This is a genomic window from Rhodococcus gannanensis (genome assembly GCF_042681175.1).
GTDB lineage: Bacteria > Actinomycetota > Actinomycetes > Mycobacteriales > Mycobacteriaceae > Rhodococcus_G > Rhodococcus_G gannanensis.
Window position 1 is genome coordinate 187,183 of sequence record NZ_JBHUFB010000019.1, and the last position, 14,886, is coordinate 202,068.

The window sequence follows — 14,886 nt, forward strand, 5'->3', positions numbered from 1 at the left end:
CCCTCTCAGGCGAGTTCGACGAGTGTGGCGTTGGCGGTGCCCCCGCCCTCGCACATGGTGAGCAGGCCACGGTGAATTCCGTTGCGCTGCATGTGGTTGATCATCCGTGTCATCAGCACCGCGCCGGACCCTCCGAGGGGGTGACCGAGTGCGATCGCACCGCCGAGCGGGTTGAGCAGTTCCGGGTCGGCACCGGTCTCGGCGAGCCACGCCAGCGGCACCGGCGCGAATGCCTCGTTCACCTCGAACACCCCGACGTCGGACAGGTGCACGCCCGCCTTGCGCAGAACCCGATCGGTCGCGGGAATCGGACCGGTCAGCATCAGGACCGGATCGGAGCCGACCACGGCCCCGGCGACGTACCGCACGATCGGCGTCAACCCCAGTTCGCGGGCGCGCTCTGGAGTGGTGACGAGTAGGGCAGCGGCACCGTCCGAGATTTGCGACGAGTTGCCCGCGTGGATGACGCCGTCCTCGCGGAACGCGGGCTTCAGGCCGGCGAGCTTCTCCACCGTGGTGCCGCGTCGGATGCCCTCGTCGGCGGACACGACACCGTTCTCCGTCGCCACCGGGACGATCTCGCCCTCGAAGGCACCGGAGTCCTGTGCGGCGGCGGCGCGCTCGTGGGAGAGCGCGGCGAACTCGTCGACGCGGGCGCGGGTGAACCCCCACTTGTCCGCGATGAGCTCGGCGCCGATGCCCTGGTTGAATCCGACGTCGCCGTATCGGGCCAGCGCCCTCGGGCCGTAGGGCACACCGGAGGCGCGCGCCGAGCCGAGCGGGACCCGGCTCATCACCTCGACTCCGCCTGCGACGACGACGTCCTGCTGTCCCGACATGACGGCCTGTACCGCGAAGTCGAGGGCCTGCTGACTCGACCCGCAGGCCCTGTTGACGGTCGTGCCGGGGATGCTCTCGGGCCAGCCGGCGGCGAGGACCGCGTAGCGGGCGACGTTGCTCGACTGGTCGCCGATCTGCGACACGCAGCCCCACACCACGTCGTCGACGACGGTCGGGTCGATCCCGGTCCGGGCTGCGAGGGCGACGAGGACGTCGGCCGACAGGTCCACCGGGTGCACGCCGGACAGGCCGCCGTTGCGCTTGCCGACGGCGGTCCGGACCGCGTCGACGATCACGACTTCACGCATGCTTCTCCACTCTCGGTACGGCCCACCGTCCGGTGAACCGGGGGTGACGCTTCTCGGCGAACGCCGCGTACGCCTCCGGGGCGTCGGCGGTTCCGAAATTGACTGCCTGTGCCCGCGCTTCGTTCGCGAGTGCGTCGCGCAGGGTGCGGTCGGCGCCCTCGTTGAGCAGCGCCTTGGTCTGGGCCAGCGCGACCGGAGGTCCCGCGACCAACCGGTCGGCGAGATCGTCGACGTACCCGTCGATCTCCGCTTCGGGAACCACCCAGGTCACCAGATTCAGGTTCCGGGCCTGCTCGGCGTCGACGGTCTCGGCGAGCAGCGCGAGACGCTTCGCCTGCTGCAGCCCGACGAGCTTGGGCAGGAGCCACGACCCGCCGAGGTCCAGGGACAGGCCGCGGCGGGAGAAGATCTGGGAGAACGTCGATCCCGGTGTCGCGACGACGAAGTCGCAGCCGAGAGCGAGGTTCCAGCCCGCGCCGACCGCGACCCCGTTCACCTTTGCGATCGTCGGCACCGGCAGTTCGTGCAGGAGCAGTGCGACGTCGGTCAGCAACCGCATCTTCGCGGTCGGGTGTGCGTCGGAGATCTCCGCGAGGTCGGCGCCCGAGCAGAACGCGCCGCCGGCACCGGTGACGATCACCGCACGCACGGTCGGGGTGTCGCGGACCTCCTGCAACGAATCTCGCAGCGCCACCCACAGTTCCGGGTTGATCGCGTTGCGGCGGTGCGGCCGGTTCAGGGTCAGGGTGCGGACCCCGTCCCGGTCCTCCACGTCGAGTCCGGCCGCCGCGGTCACGCCCCGCCGCCCGCCTGCGCCGGACCGATGACGCCGCGCGCACGCAGCTCCTCGACCTCCGTTCTGCCGAGCCCCGCGTCCGCGAGGATCCGGTCCGTGTGTTCACCGAGCCCCGGGACGGCACCCATCGGTGGGTCGAAGCCCTCGATCACCGGGGGCGGCAACAACGCCGGGATGGTTCCGTTGGGCGTGTCGATCTCCCGCCAGCGGTCCCGGGCGGCGAGCTGCGGATGCTCGAGGACCTCGCTGGCGAGGTTGTACCGGGAGTTGCCGATCGCCGCCGCGTCCGCCGTCTTCTGGATGAACGCCAGGTCGTGGCGGGCGCACCAGTCGGCGATCTCCGCGTCCAGGACGTCCCGGTGCTGCACACGGTCCGAGTTGGTGCGGAACCGCGGGTCGTCGGCGAGGTCGTCGCGGTGCAGGATCTCGCGGGCGAACCGCTGCCACTCCCGGTCGTTGGTGGTGCCGAGCACCACCGTCTGCCCGTCCGCGGTCGGGTACGACCCGTACGGTGCCACCGCCGGTGAGCTCATCCCCAGCGGCTGCAGATCGACACCCGAGTGACGGGTGTAGTTCAGGTGGTAGCCCATCATCTCGGCCATCGTGTCGAACAGGCTGATGGTGACGGCCGGAGCCGGCCCACCGACACCCTTGCGGCTGTACAGCAACGCCATGATCGAGAGTGCCGCGTACAGGCCGGAGGTGACGTCCGCGACCGGCGGCCCCGGCTTGGCGGGCTCGTCGGGGCGTCCGGTCACCGCGCACACTCCCGACTCCGCCTGGACGAGCAGGTCGTAGGCCCGCTTGTGGGACAGCGGCCCGCCCGCCCCGAAACCGTCGATCTCGAGGGCGATCAGGTTGGGGTGGCGCTGCGCCAGATCCGCCGGTGACAGCCCGAGCCGGGCGGTCGCCCCGGGTGCGAGGTTCGAGACGAGCACGTCCGCCCGGTCGAGCAACCGGTGCAGCAGGTCGATCCCGTCCTGCGACTTGAGGTCGAGGGTGATCGACTCCTTGCCCCGGTTGACCCAGACGAAGTGCGCGGCCATGCCGTTCACGACGTCGTCGTAGTCGCGGGCGAAGTCACCGCCCTTGGGGTTCTCCACCTTGATCACCCGGGCCCCGAAGTCGGCGAGGGTGCGGGTGCACATGGGCGCGGAGACGGCCTGTTCCAGGGCGACGACCGTCACCCCGTCGAGCGGGCCTGTCGAGTTGGAGGTCACTAGATCACCATGCCACCGTCCACCGGCAGAACCTGGCCGGTGACGAAGGAGGCGGCGTCGGAGGCGAGGAAGACGAACGCGCCCGCGACCTCGGACGGCTCGGCCCAGCGGCGCAGCGGGATCCGGGCCAGCATCTGCTCGGAGAACTTCTCGTTCGTGCGGATCGTCTCGGTCATCGGCGTCGCTGCCAGCGGCGCGAGCGCGTTCACGAGGATCTGTTTGCGCGCCAGCTCGCGGGCGAGCGACTTGGTCAGGCCGATGATGCCCGCCTTGGCACCGGAGTAGTTGACCTGGCCGAGGGTGCCGGTGATACCGGCGGACGAGGTGACGTTGATGATGCGGCCGGTGCCGTCCGTCGGCAGGAACGGAAGCGCCGCCTGCGAGCACTGGAACGCACCGAGCAGGTGGATGTCGAGCATCCACTGGAACGCCTCCACCGTCAGGTCCGCGAACATCGCCGGTGCGGTCGCGCCTGCGTTGTTCACCAGGATGTGGAGGGTGCCCTCGGTGAACCCGGCCGCCCGCGCGACCGCCGCGTCGGCCGCCGCGCGATCACGGACGTCGAGACCGACGGAGTCCGCCTTGCCGCCGTTCGCGGCGATGCGCTCCGCAACGACCGCGGCGGCGTCGGCGTCGATGTCCGTGACGAGCACGGCCGCACCCTGGGCGGCGAGGGCATCGGCGACGGCGGCGCCGATGCCGCCCGCCGCCCCGGTCACCAGGGCGGAACGCCCGGTGAGATCGAACAATCCGTTGCGGTCGACCATCAGTAGCTCCTCGGGAGGCCCAGCACGTGCGAGCCCAGGTAGTTCAGAATCATTTCCTGGCTGACCGGTGCGATGCGCATGACGCGCGACTCCCGGAAGTAGCGGGCGACGTTGTACTCCTCGGAGTACCCCATGCCGCCGTGGGTCTGCAACGCCCGGTCCGCGGCGGTGAAGCCTGCGTCCGCGCAGAGGTACTTGGCGGTATTCGCCTCACGTCCACAAGGCTTTCCGTTGTCGTAGAGCCACGTTGCCTTACGCAGCATCAGCTCCGCGGCGTCGAGGTGGGCGAGGGAGTCCGCGAGCGGGAACTGCAAACCCTGGTTCATGCCGATCGGCCGGCCGAACACCTCGCGCTCGTTGCCGTACTTGACGGCCCGGTCCAGTGCGACCCTCCCGATGCCCAGTGCCTCCGCCGCGATGAGCATGCGCTCCGGGTTGAGACCGTCGAGGAGATACTCGAATCCCTTGCCCTCCTCACCGACCCGGTCCTCCACTGGCACCCGGAGGTCGTCGATGAAGAGTTCGTTGGACGACACAGCGTTTCGGCCCATCTTCCGGATGGGACGGATGTCCACGTGCGCCCGATCCAGGTCGGTGAGGAACAGTGTCATGCCGTCGGTCTTCTTCGACACGTCCTCGATCCGCTGGGTGCGGGTGAGCAGGAGGATCTTGTCGGATTCCATCGCCTTGGAGATCCAGACCTTGCGTCCGTTGACGACATAGTGGTCGCCGACGCGTTTCGCGAACGTCCGGATGCGGCTGGTGTCCAGTCCCGCCTCTGGTTCGGTGACCCCGAAGCAGACGTGCAGTTCACCGCTGGCGACCCGGGAGAGGGTGCGCTGCTTGAGGTCCTCCGACCCGTGCACCACCACCGGATGCATGCCGAAGATGGACAGGTGGATCGCGCTGGCGGCGTTCATTCCGCCACCGGATCGGGCCACCTCCTCGAGCAGGAGGGTCGCCTCCGTGATGCCGAGTCCGTGGCCTCCGTACTCCTCCGGTGTGGTGATGCCCAACCACCCGCCGTCGGCGAGTGCCCGGTAGAACTCCGTCGGAAACTCGTGGGCGAGATCCTTCTCCATCCAGTAGTGATCGTCGAACTTGGTCAGCAGGGACGCGACCGAGGATCGGATCAGTTCCTGATCCTCGGTCAGTGCGAAGCTCATTCCACTCACGTCAGGGTCCTTGTCAGTCCGAGGCGGGCAGCACCTTGGCGGCCTTGACCGCCAACGCGACTCCGGCCAGCGTCAGTTCGCCCGTGCCCGCCGCCGTGCACAGCACCTCGACCGTCTCGTTCGCATCGACGTACCGCTTGCCCAGCAGCGTCACCGCACCCGCTGCCGGTGCCCCGGCAGGACGGCCGCCGGCGGCGGCGACCATCGGGCTGCCGCCGCACGAGAGGTCCGCGATGCCGTCGGACGGGGCACGCACGACGATCACCCGGGTCGTGCACACGGTGCTGGCGAGCTGGTCGCCGGTTCGGAACGTGGTGGCCATGGTCAGTCCTCTCCGTTGGTGTCTGCGCCGGCCCGCAGGCTCAGCTCGTACGACTGTCGGGCCATCCAGAACCGCAGGAAGCCGGTGATCGAATGGCGCAGGTACAGCGCCGCACCGACGATCGCGACGGAGATTCCGATAAGTCCGATCACGATCGCGTCCCGCTGCACCAGCGGGTCGGACGTGTTGTGGGACATGAGGTAGGCGATCACGCCGAGGACCGGACCGAGGATCATCCCGGCCGCCCCGACCCGCAGCCAGAGGGCCGACCGGCCCGCTGCCGGGTCGGGGATCTTCAGTTCGGCCAGTTCCCGTGAGAACCGGTCCGCTCGTGGCTGTGTCGATGTCATGCGTTGCTCCCTAGGTAGAGGCCGGCGAGTTCGGTGCGGAACTCCTCGTCCGGGGCGCCCTGGTGCTGCACCCTGCCGCGAACGAGTACCGCTGCGTGTTCGGAGATGTCGAGGACCGTGGCCGCGAACTGCTCGACCACCAGAACGGCGACCCCCTGTCGAGCGATCTCGGCGACCTGCTCGTAGAGCTGGTCGACGACCAGGGGTGCCAGGCCCATCGACAGCTCGTCCAGCATCAGCACCGCGGGATCCGTTGCGAGACCGCGGCACAGGGCGAGCATCTGCTGCTCGCCACCGGACAGCGTCCCGGCAGTCTGCGCAGCCCGCTTGCCGAGGATCGGGAAGCGCGAGTAGGCGACCTCCTCGATCTCGTCCCTGGACTTCCCGGTGAAGGTCATCATCAGCAGGTTGTCCCGGACGGACAGGTTCGGGAAGACGCCGCGTCCTTCGGGGATCAGACAGATGCCGAGTCGGGCGAGGTCGCGGGCGGCCGCCCCGGTCACGTCACGGCCCCCGATCACGAGTTGCCCGGAGGCGACCGGGTGGACGCCCGCGGCGACCTTGAGGGCCGTCGTCTTCCCCGCGCCGTTCGGGCCGAGGAGGGCGACGATCTGCCCCGGCGCGACACTCAGGTCGATTCCGTGCAGGACGGTGATGTCGTCGTAGGCGGCGCGAACTCCCCGGAGTTCGAGGATCGCGTTCACGACTGCCCCAGGTAGGCCGCGAGCACGGCCTCGTCGCGCCGCACCTCGGCGGGGGTGCCGACGGAGATGACGCGCCCCAGGTCCAGGACGTGCACGGTGTCGCAGACGTTCATCACCAACTCCATGTCGTGTTCGACGAGCAGCACCGCGGTCCCGTCGTCGGCGAGGGACCGCAGCAGTGCGGCGAATCGCTCGGTCTCGGCCGCGTCCTGCCCGGCGGCGGGCTCGTCCAGCAACAGCAACGTCGGTCGCACCGCGAGCGCCCTGGCCACCTCGACGAGGCGCGCGGTGCCGGTGGAGACCGAGTCCGCGGACACGTCGGCCACCGCCTCCAGTCCCAGACGCTCGACGATCTCGGCGACCACACGGTGGGCGTGACGCCGGTCGGGGCCGAGTTCCGCTGCCACGAGCAGGTTGTCGCGGACGGAGAGCCGACCGAACAGCTCCAGGCGTTGGAACGTTCGGGCCAGTCCGTGCCGCGCCCGCCGGGCCGGGCCGGCGCGCGTGACGTCCCGGCCGCCGAGCACGACCTTCCCGGTGACGGGGCGCCGGAGACCGGACACGACGTCGAAGAGCGTGCTCTTGCCCGCCCCGTTCGGACCGATCAGGCCCGTGACCCGTCCCGCCTCCGCGGTCAGGGTGACACCGTCGAGTGCACGGTTGCCGCCGAACACCACGGCGATGTCGTCAACCTCGAGTAGCGATGGCACGATCGAGCACCTCCTCGTCCTCCGGCCTCCACGGCCGTTCCAGGCCCCACCACTCCACCGGCACCTCCGGCTCCCGTGACGGGCGGTGCCGCGCTGTGCCCCACCACAGCGCGGCCAGCGCTCCGACGACGAGACCGCCGAAGAACACGTAGCCGTTGAACAGGTCGGCGAGACGGCCGAGCCACATCACCACCGCCCAGCCCGCCAGCACCGACATGACCAGCTGGTCCCGCAGGGTGTCCTCCCAGCTCTTGCGGAGCAGCGAGATCGCGCCGTGCTGGACTGCGGGAGCACCGAACGCCACACCCGCCAGACCCGGAACGACGTGCATGAAGTTCTGGGTCAGCGGCCAGATCGCGACGATCGCGTTGAACGGGCCCGCCAGCATCGTTCCCGTCCAGAGGCCGTTGCCGACCGCCCCGAGTCCGCCGAGCACGGCGATCAGGAAGATCGACAGTCCCATCACGAAGTTGAACTGGTCGGCCGTCACCGACTGCAGCTGCATTCCGTACAAGGCACCGCCCAGTCCGGCGATGCCCGCCGAGATCGCGAAGACCACGACCTTGCTCAGCAGCAGGCTGCCACCGAGCGTCGCATACGCCGCTTCGCTGTCCCGCAGGGCGATGAGTCGACGACCGAGGATGCCCCGCCGGAGCCCGGCCACGGCCAGCGACGCCAGTGCAAGGCAGATCGCGGCGAACACCGTCGTCTTCGCCGGGGTGTCCACCTCGAACCCGAACAGACTGGGGCCCACCAACTCCACCGAACCCTGATCGAAGATCGTGACCTCGGTGCCGAACACGGTGAACGACGGAAGGGTGAAGATCCAGCGGTCCATGATCACCGCGAACGCCGCGGTGCCCAGTGCCAGGTAGATCCCTGACAGCCGTAGCGCGGGCAACGCGATCACCGCACCCACCACCGCCGTGATCAGGATGGTCACCAGCAGCGCCCACCACTGCCCGTCGGCACCGAAGCGAGCACACACGATCGCGCCGATGCCCGCCATGCTCAACTGACACAGGGAGATCTGTCCCGCATAGCCCGCGAGAGGCGCGAAGGACAGCCCGATCACACCGATGGCGAAGATCTGACCGTAGGTGACCAGATCGGCCTCGCTCACCACGGTCGCAAGAACGACGCCGAACGCGACGACCACGCCACCGAAGGCCACGGTTCCGCGCATGGTGGGCAACGGGACCCGGCTCAGCTGCCGGTCCCGGCCACGAAGTTGCCCGTGCGGGAAGAGCAGCAGCGCGAGCAGCAGCAGGATCGCCGGCGCCGCGATCCGAAGGCCCGGCAGGTACGCGTTCTGCGGCAGGTAGCCGGTCAGGTACGACTCGAGACAGCCGACGACGACGGCGCCGACGAACGTCATCGGCAGGCTTCGCAGCCGGCCGAAGATCGCCGCGGCGTACGCACTCACGATCAGCAGCGAGAGCTGGGTGGCGTCGAGCGCGATGGTCGGCGCGATGAGGATGCCGCCGACGGCAGCCAGCTCGGTTCCGAGGATCCACGCCACCCGATTGGCCCGGACCGGGTCGGCGCCGGTGAGACCGACGAGCCCGCGGTCATCGACGGTGGCACGCATCTCCGTGCCGGTCCTGCTGCGGGTCAACAGTATTCGCAGACCGATCGCGACCGCCACGGCGACGACCATGGTGAGCACCTGATGCCAGGTGATCGTCACCTCACCGATGCGGATCGGCGTCGACGACGCGAAGAACTTCGGCAACGACCGGGCCTTGTTGGGGTCCCAGATCCAGCGGGCGAGCGCAATGAGCGCGCTGAGCAACGCGATCGTCATCACCATGCGTTCGGCCTCGCCCAGTGCCTGTACCGGCCGCATGGCCCGCTCGACGAGCAGGGCGAACGCGGGTGCGAGGACGAGCAGGACGGTGGCCAGCGCCAAGGGCGCCGGCCACCCCCATCCGATGCTCAACTGCCAGTACGTGAACGCGGCCATCATGCCGGTGGCGCCGTGCGCGAAGTTGAACACGCCGGTGGTCGTGTAGGTGACCACGAGTCCGCTGCCGATGATCGCGTAGATCGCGGCCGCACTCAGGCCGACGATCCCGAAGGCGATGAACTGCTCCATCTCGGGCCTACTGAACGTCGTTCATGCTCTTGCCGACGTCGGCGAGAGTCAGCGGGCGGCCGTAGTCCTTCGTGTACTTGTAGGGCTGGACGTCGCAGCGGTACAGACCGTTGTCGGGCTGGAAGTCCGCGGCGGTCCACCCGTCGGGGGTCGCCTCCTCGACGTTGAAGCAGGGCTGGGGAACGGTCGGGTTGGACAGGTCCACCGGAGCCTGCAGGCCGCCGCCGGTCCACGCCGTCTCCTTCGCCGCGTTCGCCAGGAGGCACGCGCGGGTGAGGTCGTCGCCGCAGGCGCCGGCCGACTTGGCGAACAGCAACCACGAGGACATCGCGCGCAGTCCGGGCAGGGTGATCTGCGCGTCGGGCGCGTACTTGTCGAACATCTCGATCACCTGCTGCGTCGCCGGGTTGTCGCTCTCGAGCGGCGCCACGCCGCCGAGGTCCGCGAAGTTGTTCTGGGCGTCCAGCGAGTTGCCCGCCAATTCGAGGAACGACTGGTTGTAGGCGTTGCTGTTGGCGTCGATCCAGTCCAGCTTGTAGTCCATGCCGGTGAGGACGTCCTCGAGCTTCGCCAACTGCTTGAAGTCGCCGTAGAAGATCAGGCCCTTGACACCCTTCGACTTGATCGTCTGCGCGTAGGGAGTCCAGTCGGCGACGCCCGAGGCCGGGTACAGGTCGTTGTAGACGAACGTGCCACCGGCGGCCTCGGTCGCCTCGATCGCCTGGGCGCCGAGGATCGACGTCACGGGCGAGTCGCCGTTGATGATGCCGACCGCGGCACCCGAGCCGGGGAATCCCTCGGTCATCAACCACTTGCGGTAGCCGTAGTACGGGTCGTAGCCGTTGACCTGCGTCGGTGCCGCACTGATCTCGAGATCCGCTCCCGCGGACTGGATCTGGGCGATCTGAGCGGGGAAGCTGGGGAGCAGGCAGTTCAGCCGTTCCTTGACCCCGAGTCCGTCGAGCGCCGATCCACCGCCGACGAGCGCGAAGTCGTCGCGGCACGCCTCGATCATCCGCTGACGGACCTCCATCAGCTTCGAGTCACGCACCGTGTAGGCGATGGTGCGCCCGTTGATTCCTCCGGCCTCGTTGCACCAGGACGTGAACACCTTCGCGGCGTCCGCGAACTCCGAGTTCTTGGTGAATCCCATGTCACTGAACACGCCGACATTGATCTCGTCCGCGGTCACTCCGGTCGCGGACGCGGTGGACGCGTCGCCCGGTCCGCAGACGTCACTGAGGTCGCCGAAGTCCCCGGACGCGACGGACGTGCCGCCGTCGCCGGCCCCCTCCTCGGAACCCGAGCCACTCTCTCGTCCACTACACCCTGCTACCAGCAATGCCATCGCCGCGAGGGCGATGACTGCCTTCTGTGGTTTCACCTGGTTCTCCTCCGCTGGGCCCGTCTCCGGGCGGTGTGATCGGGGGCCGTCCACCGAACCTGCGATCCGCGTCGTGATGCCACCACCACCGGATGCGCTGCTCTCGTAGATGGAAACTAGCCTCTCCTGATTGGAGAATCAACGAAAACGGGTAATTGCCTCGCCGCGTCAGTCGCGGCAGGCGTGGCAGCCGTCGGACCTGCGCCTCGTCGATCCCTCGACTCGATCGACGCGGACAGGCAGCCGATCCTCGGCCGGCCACCGTTGACTGGAACAGATCCGCGTGAAAATGTACTGTGCAGAAATGAGAATGCTATTCTCACAGTGAAAGGAGGTGAGGCATGGGACTGGCACCGCTCCCCGCCGACGAGTGGGACGACGACGTCCGCAAGGCACTGATGGGCATGCTTCCCCGGGACAGACAGAATCCCGAGGGGGCAGGCATCGCACTGGCCACCCTGGTACGTCACCCGGACCTGACCCGGGCATTCCTCGGCTTCAGCGTCCATCTGCTCTTCCGGAGCACCCTCTCCGACCGGCTGCGCGAACTCGTCATCCTGCGGGTGGCGCACCGGCAGGACTGCGCGTACGAGTCGGCGCACCACACCGACCTCGCTCGGATGGCCGGCCTCACCGACGCCGAGATCGAAGCGGCCCGCCTCGGCAAGTCGGACGTCGCTTTCGAGCAGGTGGTTCTCGGCGCCGTCGACGAACTGTTCGACAACTCCAGGCTTTCCGATCGGACCTGGGCGGCACTCGGCGAGCACCTCGACGAGAAGCAGCTGATGGATTTCGTCTTCACCGCCGGCTGCTACTCGATGATGGCCCTCGCCTTCAACTCATTCGGCATCGAGCCCGAGCACGAAAGGTAGACCCTTGCCCCACTTCGCAAAGCCAGCCGTAGGCAGCTGGACCGAGAACTGGCCCGAACTCGGCACCGAACCGGTCGACTACACCGACTCGATCGATCCCGAGCAGTGGAAGCTCGAGCAGCAGGCCATCTTCCGCAAGACGTGGCTGCACGTCGGCCGTGTCGAGCGGCTCCCGAAGACCGGCAGCTACTTCACCCGCGAGATGCCCTCCGTCGGGACGGGCACCTCGATCATCATCGTGAAGGACAAGGACGGCACCGTCCGCGCCTTCTACAACATCTGCCGACACCGCGGCAACAAGCTGGTCTGGAACGACTATCCCGGAGAAGAGGTCTCGGGTAGCTGCCGCCAGTTCACCTGCAAGTACCACGCCTGGCGGTACGACCTGAAGGGCGACCTGACGTTCGTGCAGCAGGAGGACGAGTTCTTCGACCTCGACAAGCAGGACTACCCGCTGCGGTCCATTCGCTGCGAGGTGTGGGAGGGCTTCATCTTCGTCAACTTCGACGACAACGCCGGACCGCTGGTCGACTACATGGGTGATTTCGGCAAGGGGCTCGAGGGCTACCCGTTCCACGAGATGACGGAGGTCTACAGCTATCGCTCGGAGATCAAGGCGAACTGGAAGCTCTTCATCGACGCGTTCATCGAGTTCTACCACGCGCCGATCCTGCACATGAAGCAGGCGACCAAGGAGGAGGCCGAGAAGCTGGCCAAGGTCGGGTTCGAGGCCCTTCACTACGACATCAAGGGCATCCATTCGATGATCTCGTCCTGGGGCGGGATGTCGCCGCCGAAGGACCTGAACATGGTCAAGCCGATCGAACGGATCCTGCACAGCGGACTGTTCGGACCGTGGGACCGACCGGACATCAAGGGCATCCTTCCGGACGAGCTGCCGCCGGCCGTCAACCCGGCCCGGCAGCCCACCTGGGGTCAGGACTCGTTCGAGTTCTTCCCGAACTTCACCCTGCTGCTGTGGGTTCCGGGCTGGTACCTCACGTACAACTACTGGCCGACCGGTGTCGACTCGCACATCTTCGAGGCCAACCTGTACTTCGTGCCCCCGAAGAACACCCGTCAGCGGCTGTCCCAGGAACTCGCCGCGGTCACGTTCAAGGAGTACGCACTGCAGGACGCGAACACCCTGGAGGCCACGCAGACCCAGATCGGTACCCGGGCGGTCACCGATTTCCCGCTCTGCGACCAGGAGATCCTGCTGCGGCACCTGCACAAGACCGCAGGCGACTTCGTCAACAAGTACAAGGCCGAGCAGGGCAACACCGATACGAACGGGAGCGCCGCACATGTCTGAAACAAGTTTGCTGCCCGCCGAGTTCGCGGACCTGGAGCGGTTCGCGGACTGGATCCTCGCGACCGAGCCGGAGCGCTACGCGAAGCGCCTCGCTTCCTCCATGGACGAGATGCAGGACCTCTACGACGTCGGCATGGAGCGCCTCGAGGACGTGATGGTCTACCTCGACGCCCGGTTCCCGCTGCACGACATGCCGGACGACGCGAAGCGCCTGATGCACCTGATGCAGTCGGTGGTGATGGTGTCGTTCCCGATCGAGGTGTGGAAGCAGCCGCGGGTGCTCGACAGCGGCGCCGCCTGGGTGGAGATCACCCGCGAGCCGGTGGTCTGATCCGATGCTCACACTGCGCGCGGCCGGGGTTCTCGACATCGACACGGGCGAGATCGTCAGGCCCGGAATCGTTCACGTCGACGGCGATCGCATCGTCGGCCTCGGCGACACTCGCCCCTCCGGGGTGGGCGGCGAATCGGAGGACGAAGTCGTCGATCTCGGCGACCTGATCCTCATTCCGGGTCTGATGGACATGGAGGTCAACCTCCTGATGGGCGGGCGCGGAGAACATCCCGCGAAGTCACCCGTCCAGGACGACCCTCCGCTCCGCATGCTGCGCGCAGTGGGCAACGCACGGCGCACGTTGCGGGCGGGCTTCACCACCGTCCGCAACCTGGGCCTGTTCGTCAAGACGGGCGGGTACCTGCTCGACGTCGCACTGATGAAGGCGATCGACGCGGGCTGGATCGAAGGCCCCCGGATCGTGCCCGCCGGCCACGCGATCACACCGACCGGAGGGCACCTCGATCCCACGATGTTCGCGGCCTTCGCTCCCGGCATCATGCAGCTGACCCTCGAGGAGGGCATCGCGAACGGTGTCGACGAGGTCCGCAAGGCGGTGCGCTACCAGATCAAGCACGGCGCGCAGCTGATCAAGGTGTGCGTCTCCGGTGGCGTCATGTCCCTCACCGGGGAGCCTGGCGCACAGCACTATTCGTTCGACGAGCTCTGCGCGATCGTGGACGAGGCGCACCGGAGGGGGTTGCGCGTCGCATCGCACACGCACGGAGCGGAGGCCGTGAAGCAGGCCGTCGAGGCCGGGATCGACTGCATCGAGCACGGATTCCTCATGGACGACGAGGCAATCGCGATGCTGGTGAAGAACGAGACCTTCCTCGTCCCGACCACGCGACTCGCCGACGCCATGGACGTCTCACACGCGCCGCCGGAGCTCCAGGAGAAGGCGGCGATGATGTTCCCGCGCGCCCGCAAGTCGGTGAAGGCCGCGTACGACGCCGGGGTGAAGATCGCGGTGGGCACGGATGCCCCGGCGATCCCGCACGGCAAGAACGCGGACGAACTCGTCGCCCTGGTCGAGCGAGGGATGCCGCCACTCGCCGTGCTGCGCGCCGCGACCGTAACCGCGGCGGAACTCATCAACGCCACGGACCGTGGGCGCATCGCAGAGGGACTGTTGGCCGACATCGTCGGCGTCCCGGGCGATCCCACGCAGGACATCACGGTCACCCAGAACGTACGTTTCGTCATGAAGGGCGGAAAGATCCATGTCGACAACCGATGACCTGGTCGAGATCAACCAAGTGCTGGCCCGGTACGCGGTGAACATGACGAAGGGCGACGTCGACGAGGTGATGGGGGTGTTCACTCCCGACGGCACCTACAGCGCATTCGGCGACGCCTTCACCCTCGACCAGTTCCCGGACCTCGTGGCTGCGGCTCCGAAAGGGCTGTTCATGGTCGGCACATCGCTGGTCGAACTCGACGGGGACACCGCCACGGGCACCCAGCCCCTGTGTTTCGTCGAGCACTCCACACACGACATGCGCATCGGGTACTACAACGACACCTACGTGCGCACGGCCGCCGGCTGGCGACTGCGCACCCGGGCCATGACGTTCATCCGTCGCAGCGGCGTGCACGACTCGGGCATCCCGCACGCGTTCGAGGCCCCGACCGTATGACGGGCGTTCGGACCGACTCGGCCGGGGCGGGCACCCTTGTGCCCGACCGGG

General features: G+C 68.0%; 16 protein-coding genes. 5 read left to right on the forward strand and 11 right to left on the reverse strand.

All coding sequences use genetic code 11. The annotated features are described in order from the left end of the window. Window positions 1-5: 5 nt before the first annotated feature. The 11 genes from ACFSJG_RS20240 to ACFSJG_RS20290 are packed head-to-tail and all read right to left on the reverse strand — an operon-like array spanning window position 6 to window position 10,638. Complete coding sequence (locus tag ACFSJG_RS20240; RefSeq protein ID WP_378487033.1) at window positions 6-1,148, reverse strand: thiolase family protein; 1,143 nt, start codon at window positions 1,146-1,148, stop codon at window positions 6-8. Then, window positions 1,141-1,944, reverse strand: a complete 804-nt coding sequence (locus ACFSJG_RS20245; RefSeq protein ID WP_378487034.1) for an enoyl-CoA hydratase/isomerase family protein — start codon at window positions 1,942-1,944, stop codon at window positions 1,141-1,143. Before ACFSJG_RS20245 ends, ACFSJG_RS20240 begins: the two co-directional genes overlap by 8 nt. Then, window positions 1,941-3,164 (reverse strand): CaiB/BaiF CoA transferase family protein, encoded by a 1,224-nt coding sequence (locus ACFSJG_RS20250; RefSeq protein ID WP_378487035.1) that lies wholly within the window; start codon window positions 3,162-3,164, stop codon window positions 1,941-1,943. Before ACFSJG_RS20250 ends, ACFSJG_RS20245 begins: the two co-directional genes overlap by 4 nt. Beyond that, complete coding sequence (locus ACFSJG_RS20255; RefSeq protein WP_378487036.1) at window positions 3,164-3,931, reverse strand: SDR family NAD(P)-dependent oxidoreductase; 768 nt, start codon at window positions 3,929-3,931, stop codon at window positions 3,164-3,166. The genes ACFSJG_RS20250 and ACFSJG_RS20255 overlap by 1 nt, the downstream gene beginning before the upstream one ends. After that, window positions 3,931-5,097 carry an acyl-CoA dehydrogenase family protein gene (locus ACFSJG_RS20260; RefSeq protein ID WP_378487201.1) on the reverse strand — a complete coding sequence of 389 codons (1,167 nt, stop codon included), beginning with the start codon at window positions 5,095-5,097 and terminating at the stop codon, window positions 3,931-3,933. The genes ACFSJG_RS20255 and ACFSJG_RS20260 overlap by 1 nt, the downstream gene beginning before the upstream one ends. A gap of 22 nt (window positions 5,098-5,119) precedes the next feature. Further along, window positions 5,120-5,428, reverse strand: a complete 309-nt coding sequence (locus ACFSJG_RS20265; RefSeq protein WP_378487037.1) for a hypothetical protein — start codon at window positions 5,426-5,428, stop codon at window positions 5,120-5,122. A 2-nt stretch (window positions 5,429-5,430) separates the two neighbouring features. Then, a complete protein-coding gene (locus ACFSJG_RS20270) occupies window positions 5,431-5,778 on the reverse strand; it encodes a hypothetical protein (protein ID WP_378487038.1) in 348 nt (115 codons plus the stop codon). After that, window positions 5,775-6,482: an ABC transporter ATP-binding protein gene (locus ACFSJG_RS20275; RefSeq protein ID WP_378487039.1), complete on the reverse strand. Its 708-nt coding sequence runs from the start codon at window positions 6,480-6,482 to the stop codon at window positions 5,775-5,777. The genes ACFSJG_RS20270 and ACFSJG_RS20275 overlap by 4 nt, the downstream gene beginning before the upstream one ends. After that, a complete protein-coding gene (locus ACFSJG_RS20280; RefSeq protein ID WP_378487040.1) occupies window positions 6,479-7,192 on the reverse strand; it encodes an ABC transporter ATP-binding protein in 714 nt (237 codons plus the stop codon). The genes ACFSJG_RS20275 and ACFSJG_RS20280 overlap by 4 nt, the downstream gene beginning before the upstream one ends. Then, entirely contained in the window at window positions 7,170-9,290 is a 2,121-nt protein-coding gene (locus tag ACFSJG_RS20285) for a branched-chain amino acid ABC transporter permease (protein WP_378487041.1), read from the reverse strand. The genes ACFSJG_RS20280 and ACFSJG_RS20285 overlap by 23 nt, the downstream gene beginning before the upstream one ends. Window positions 9,291-9,297: 7 nt before the next feature. Continuing rightward, entirely contained in the window at window positions 9,298-10,638 is a 1,341-nt protein-coding gene (locus ACFSJG_RS20290; protein ID WP_378487202.1) for an ABC transporter substrate-binding protein, read from the reverse strand. 377 nt (window positions 10,639-11,015) lie between these two features. Between ACFSJG_RS20290 and ACFSJG_RS20295 the strand changes: the two genes are divergently transcribed. From ACFSJG_RS20295 to ACFSJG_RS20315, 5 genes are read left to right on the forward strand one after another with little or no spacing between them, the layout of a single operon-like run. Next, window positions 11,016-11,546: a carboxymuconolactone decarboxylase family protein gene (locus ACFSJG_RS20295; RefSeq protein ID WP_378487042.1), complete on the forward strand. Its 531-nt coding sequence runs from the start codon at window positions 11,016-11,018 to the stop codon at window positions 11,544-11,546. A gap of 4 nt (window positions 11,547-11,550) precedes the next feature. Further along, window positions 11,551-12,861, forward strand: a complete 1,311-nt coding sequence (locus ACFSJG_RS20300) for an aromatic ring-hydroxylating oxygenase subunit alpha (RefSeq protein WP_378487043.1) — start codon at window positions 11,551-11,553, stop codon at window positions 12,859-12,861. Continuing rightward, on the forward strand, window positions 12,854-13,192 hold the full coding sequence (locus ACFSJG_RS20305; protein ID WP_378487044.1) for a hypothetical protein: 339 nt from the start codon (window positions 12,854-12,856) through the stop codon (window positions 13,190-13,192). The genes ACFSJG_RS20300 and ACFSJG_RS20305 overlap by 8 nt, the downstream gene beginning before the upstream one ends. A 4-nt stretch (window positions 13,193-13,196) precedes the next feature. Then, window positions 13,197-14,435, forward strand: a complete 1,239-nt coding sequence (locus ACFSJG_RS20310; RefSeq protein ID WP_378487045.1) for a metal-dependent hydrolase family protein — start codon at window positions 13,197-13,199, stop codon at window positions 14,433-14,435. Further along, a complete protein-coding gene (locus ACFSJG_RS20315) occupies window positions 14,419-14,835 on the forward strand; it encodes a nuclear transport factor 2 family protein (protein ID WP_378487046.1) in 417 nt (138 codons plus the stop codon). Before ACFSJG_RS20310 ends, ACFSJG_RS20315 begins: the two co-directional genes overlap by 17 nt. The last annotated feature ends 51 nt before the right edge of the window (window positions 14,836-14,886 follow it).

Bases quoted from the DNA above. Each gene is read 5' to 3' on its own strand.
- ACFSJG_RS20305 (WP_378487044.1), top strand. From the start codon at position 12,854: ATGTCTGAAACAAGTTTGCTGCCCGCCGAGTTCGCGGACCTGGAGCGG.
- ACFSJG_RS20310 (WP_378487045.1), top strand. From the start codon at position 13,197: ATGCTCACACTGCGCGCGGCCGGGGTTCTCGACATCGACACGGGCGAG.
- ACFSJG_RS20315 (WP_378487046.1), top strand. From the start codon at position 14,419: ATGTCGACAACCGATGACCTGGTCGAGATCAACCAAGTGCTGGCCCGG.
- ACFSJG_RS20265 (WP_378487037.1), bottom strand. From the start codon at position 5,428: ATGGCCACCACGTTCCGAACCGGCGACCAGCTCGCCAGCACCGTGTGC.
- ACFSJG_RS20290 (WP_378487202.1), bottom strand. From the start codon at position 10,638: ATGGCATTGCTGGTAGCAGGGTGTAGTGGACGAGAGAGTGGCTCGGGT.
- ACFSJG_RS20260 (WP_378487201.1), bottom strand. From the start codon at position 5,097: ATGAGCTTCGCACTGACCGAGGATCAGGAACTGATCCGATCCTCGGTC.
- ACFSJG_RS20285 (WP_378487041.1), bottom strand. From the start codon at position 9,290: ATGGAGCAGTTCATCGCCTTCGGGATCGTCGGCCTGAGTGCGGCCGCG.
- ACFSJG_RS20255 (WP_378487036.1), bottom strand. From the start codon at position 3,931: ATGGTCGACCGCAACGGATTGTTCGATCTCACCGGGCGTTCCGCCCTG.
- ACFSJG_RS20240 (WP_378487033.1), bottom strand. From the start codon at position 1,148: ATGCGTGAAGTCGTGATCGTCGACGCGGTCCGGACCGCCGTCGGCAAG.
- ACFSJG_RS20270 (WP_378487038.1), bottom strand. From the start codon at position 5,778: ATGACATCGACACAGCCACGAGCGGACCGGTTCTCACGGGAACTGGCC.
- ACFSJG_RS20295 (WP_378487042.1), top strand. From the start codon at position 11,016: ATGGGACTGGCACCGCTCCCCGCCGACGAGTGGGACGACGACGTCCGC.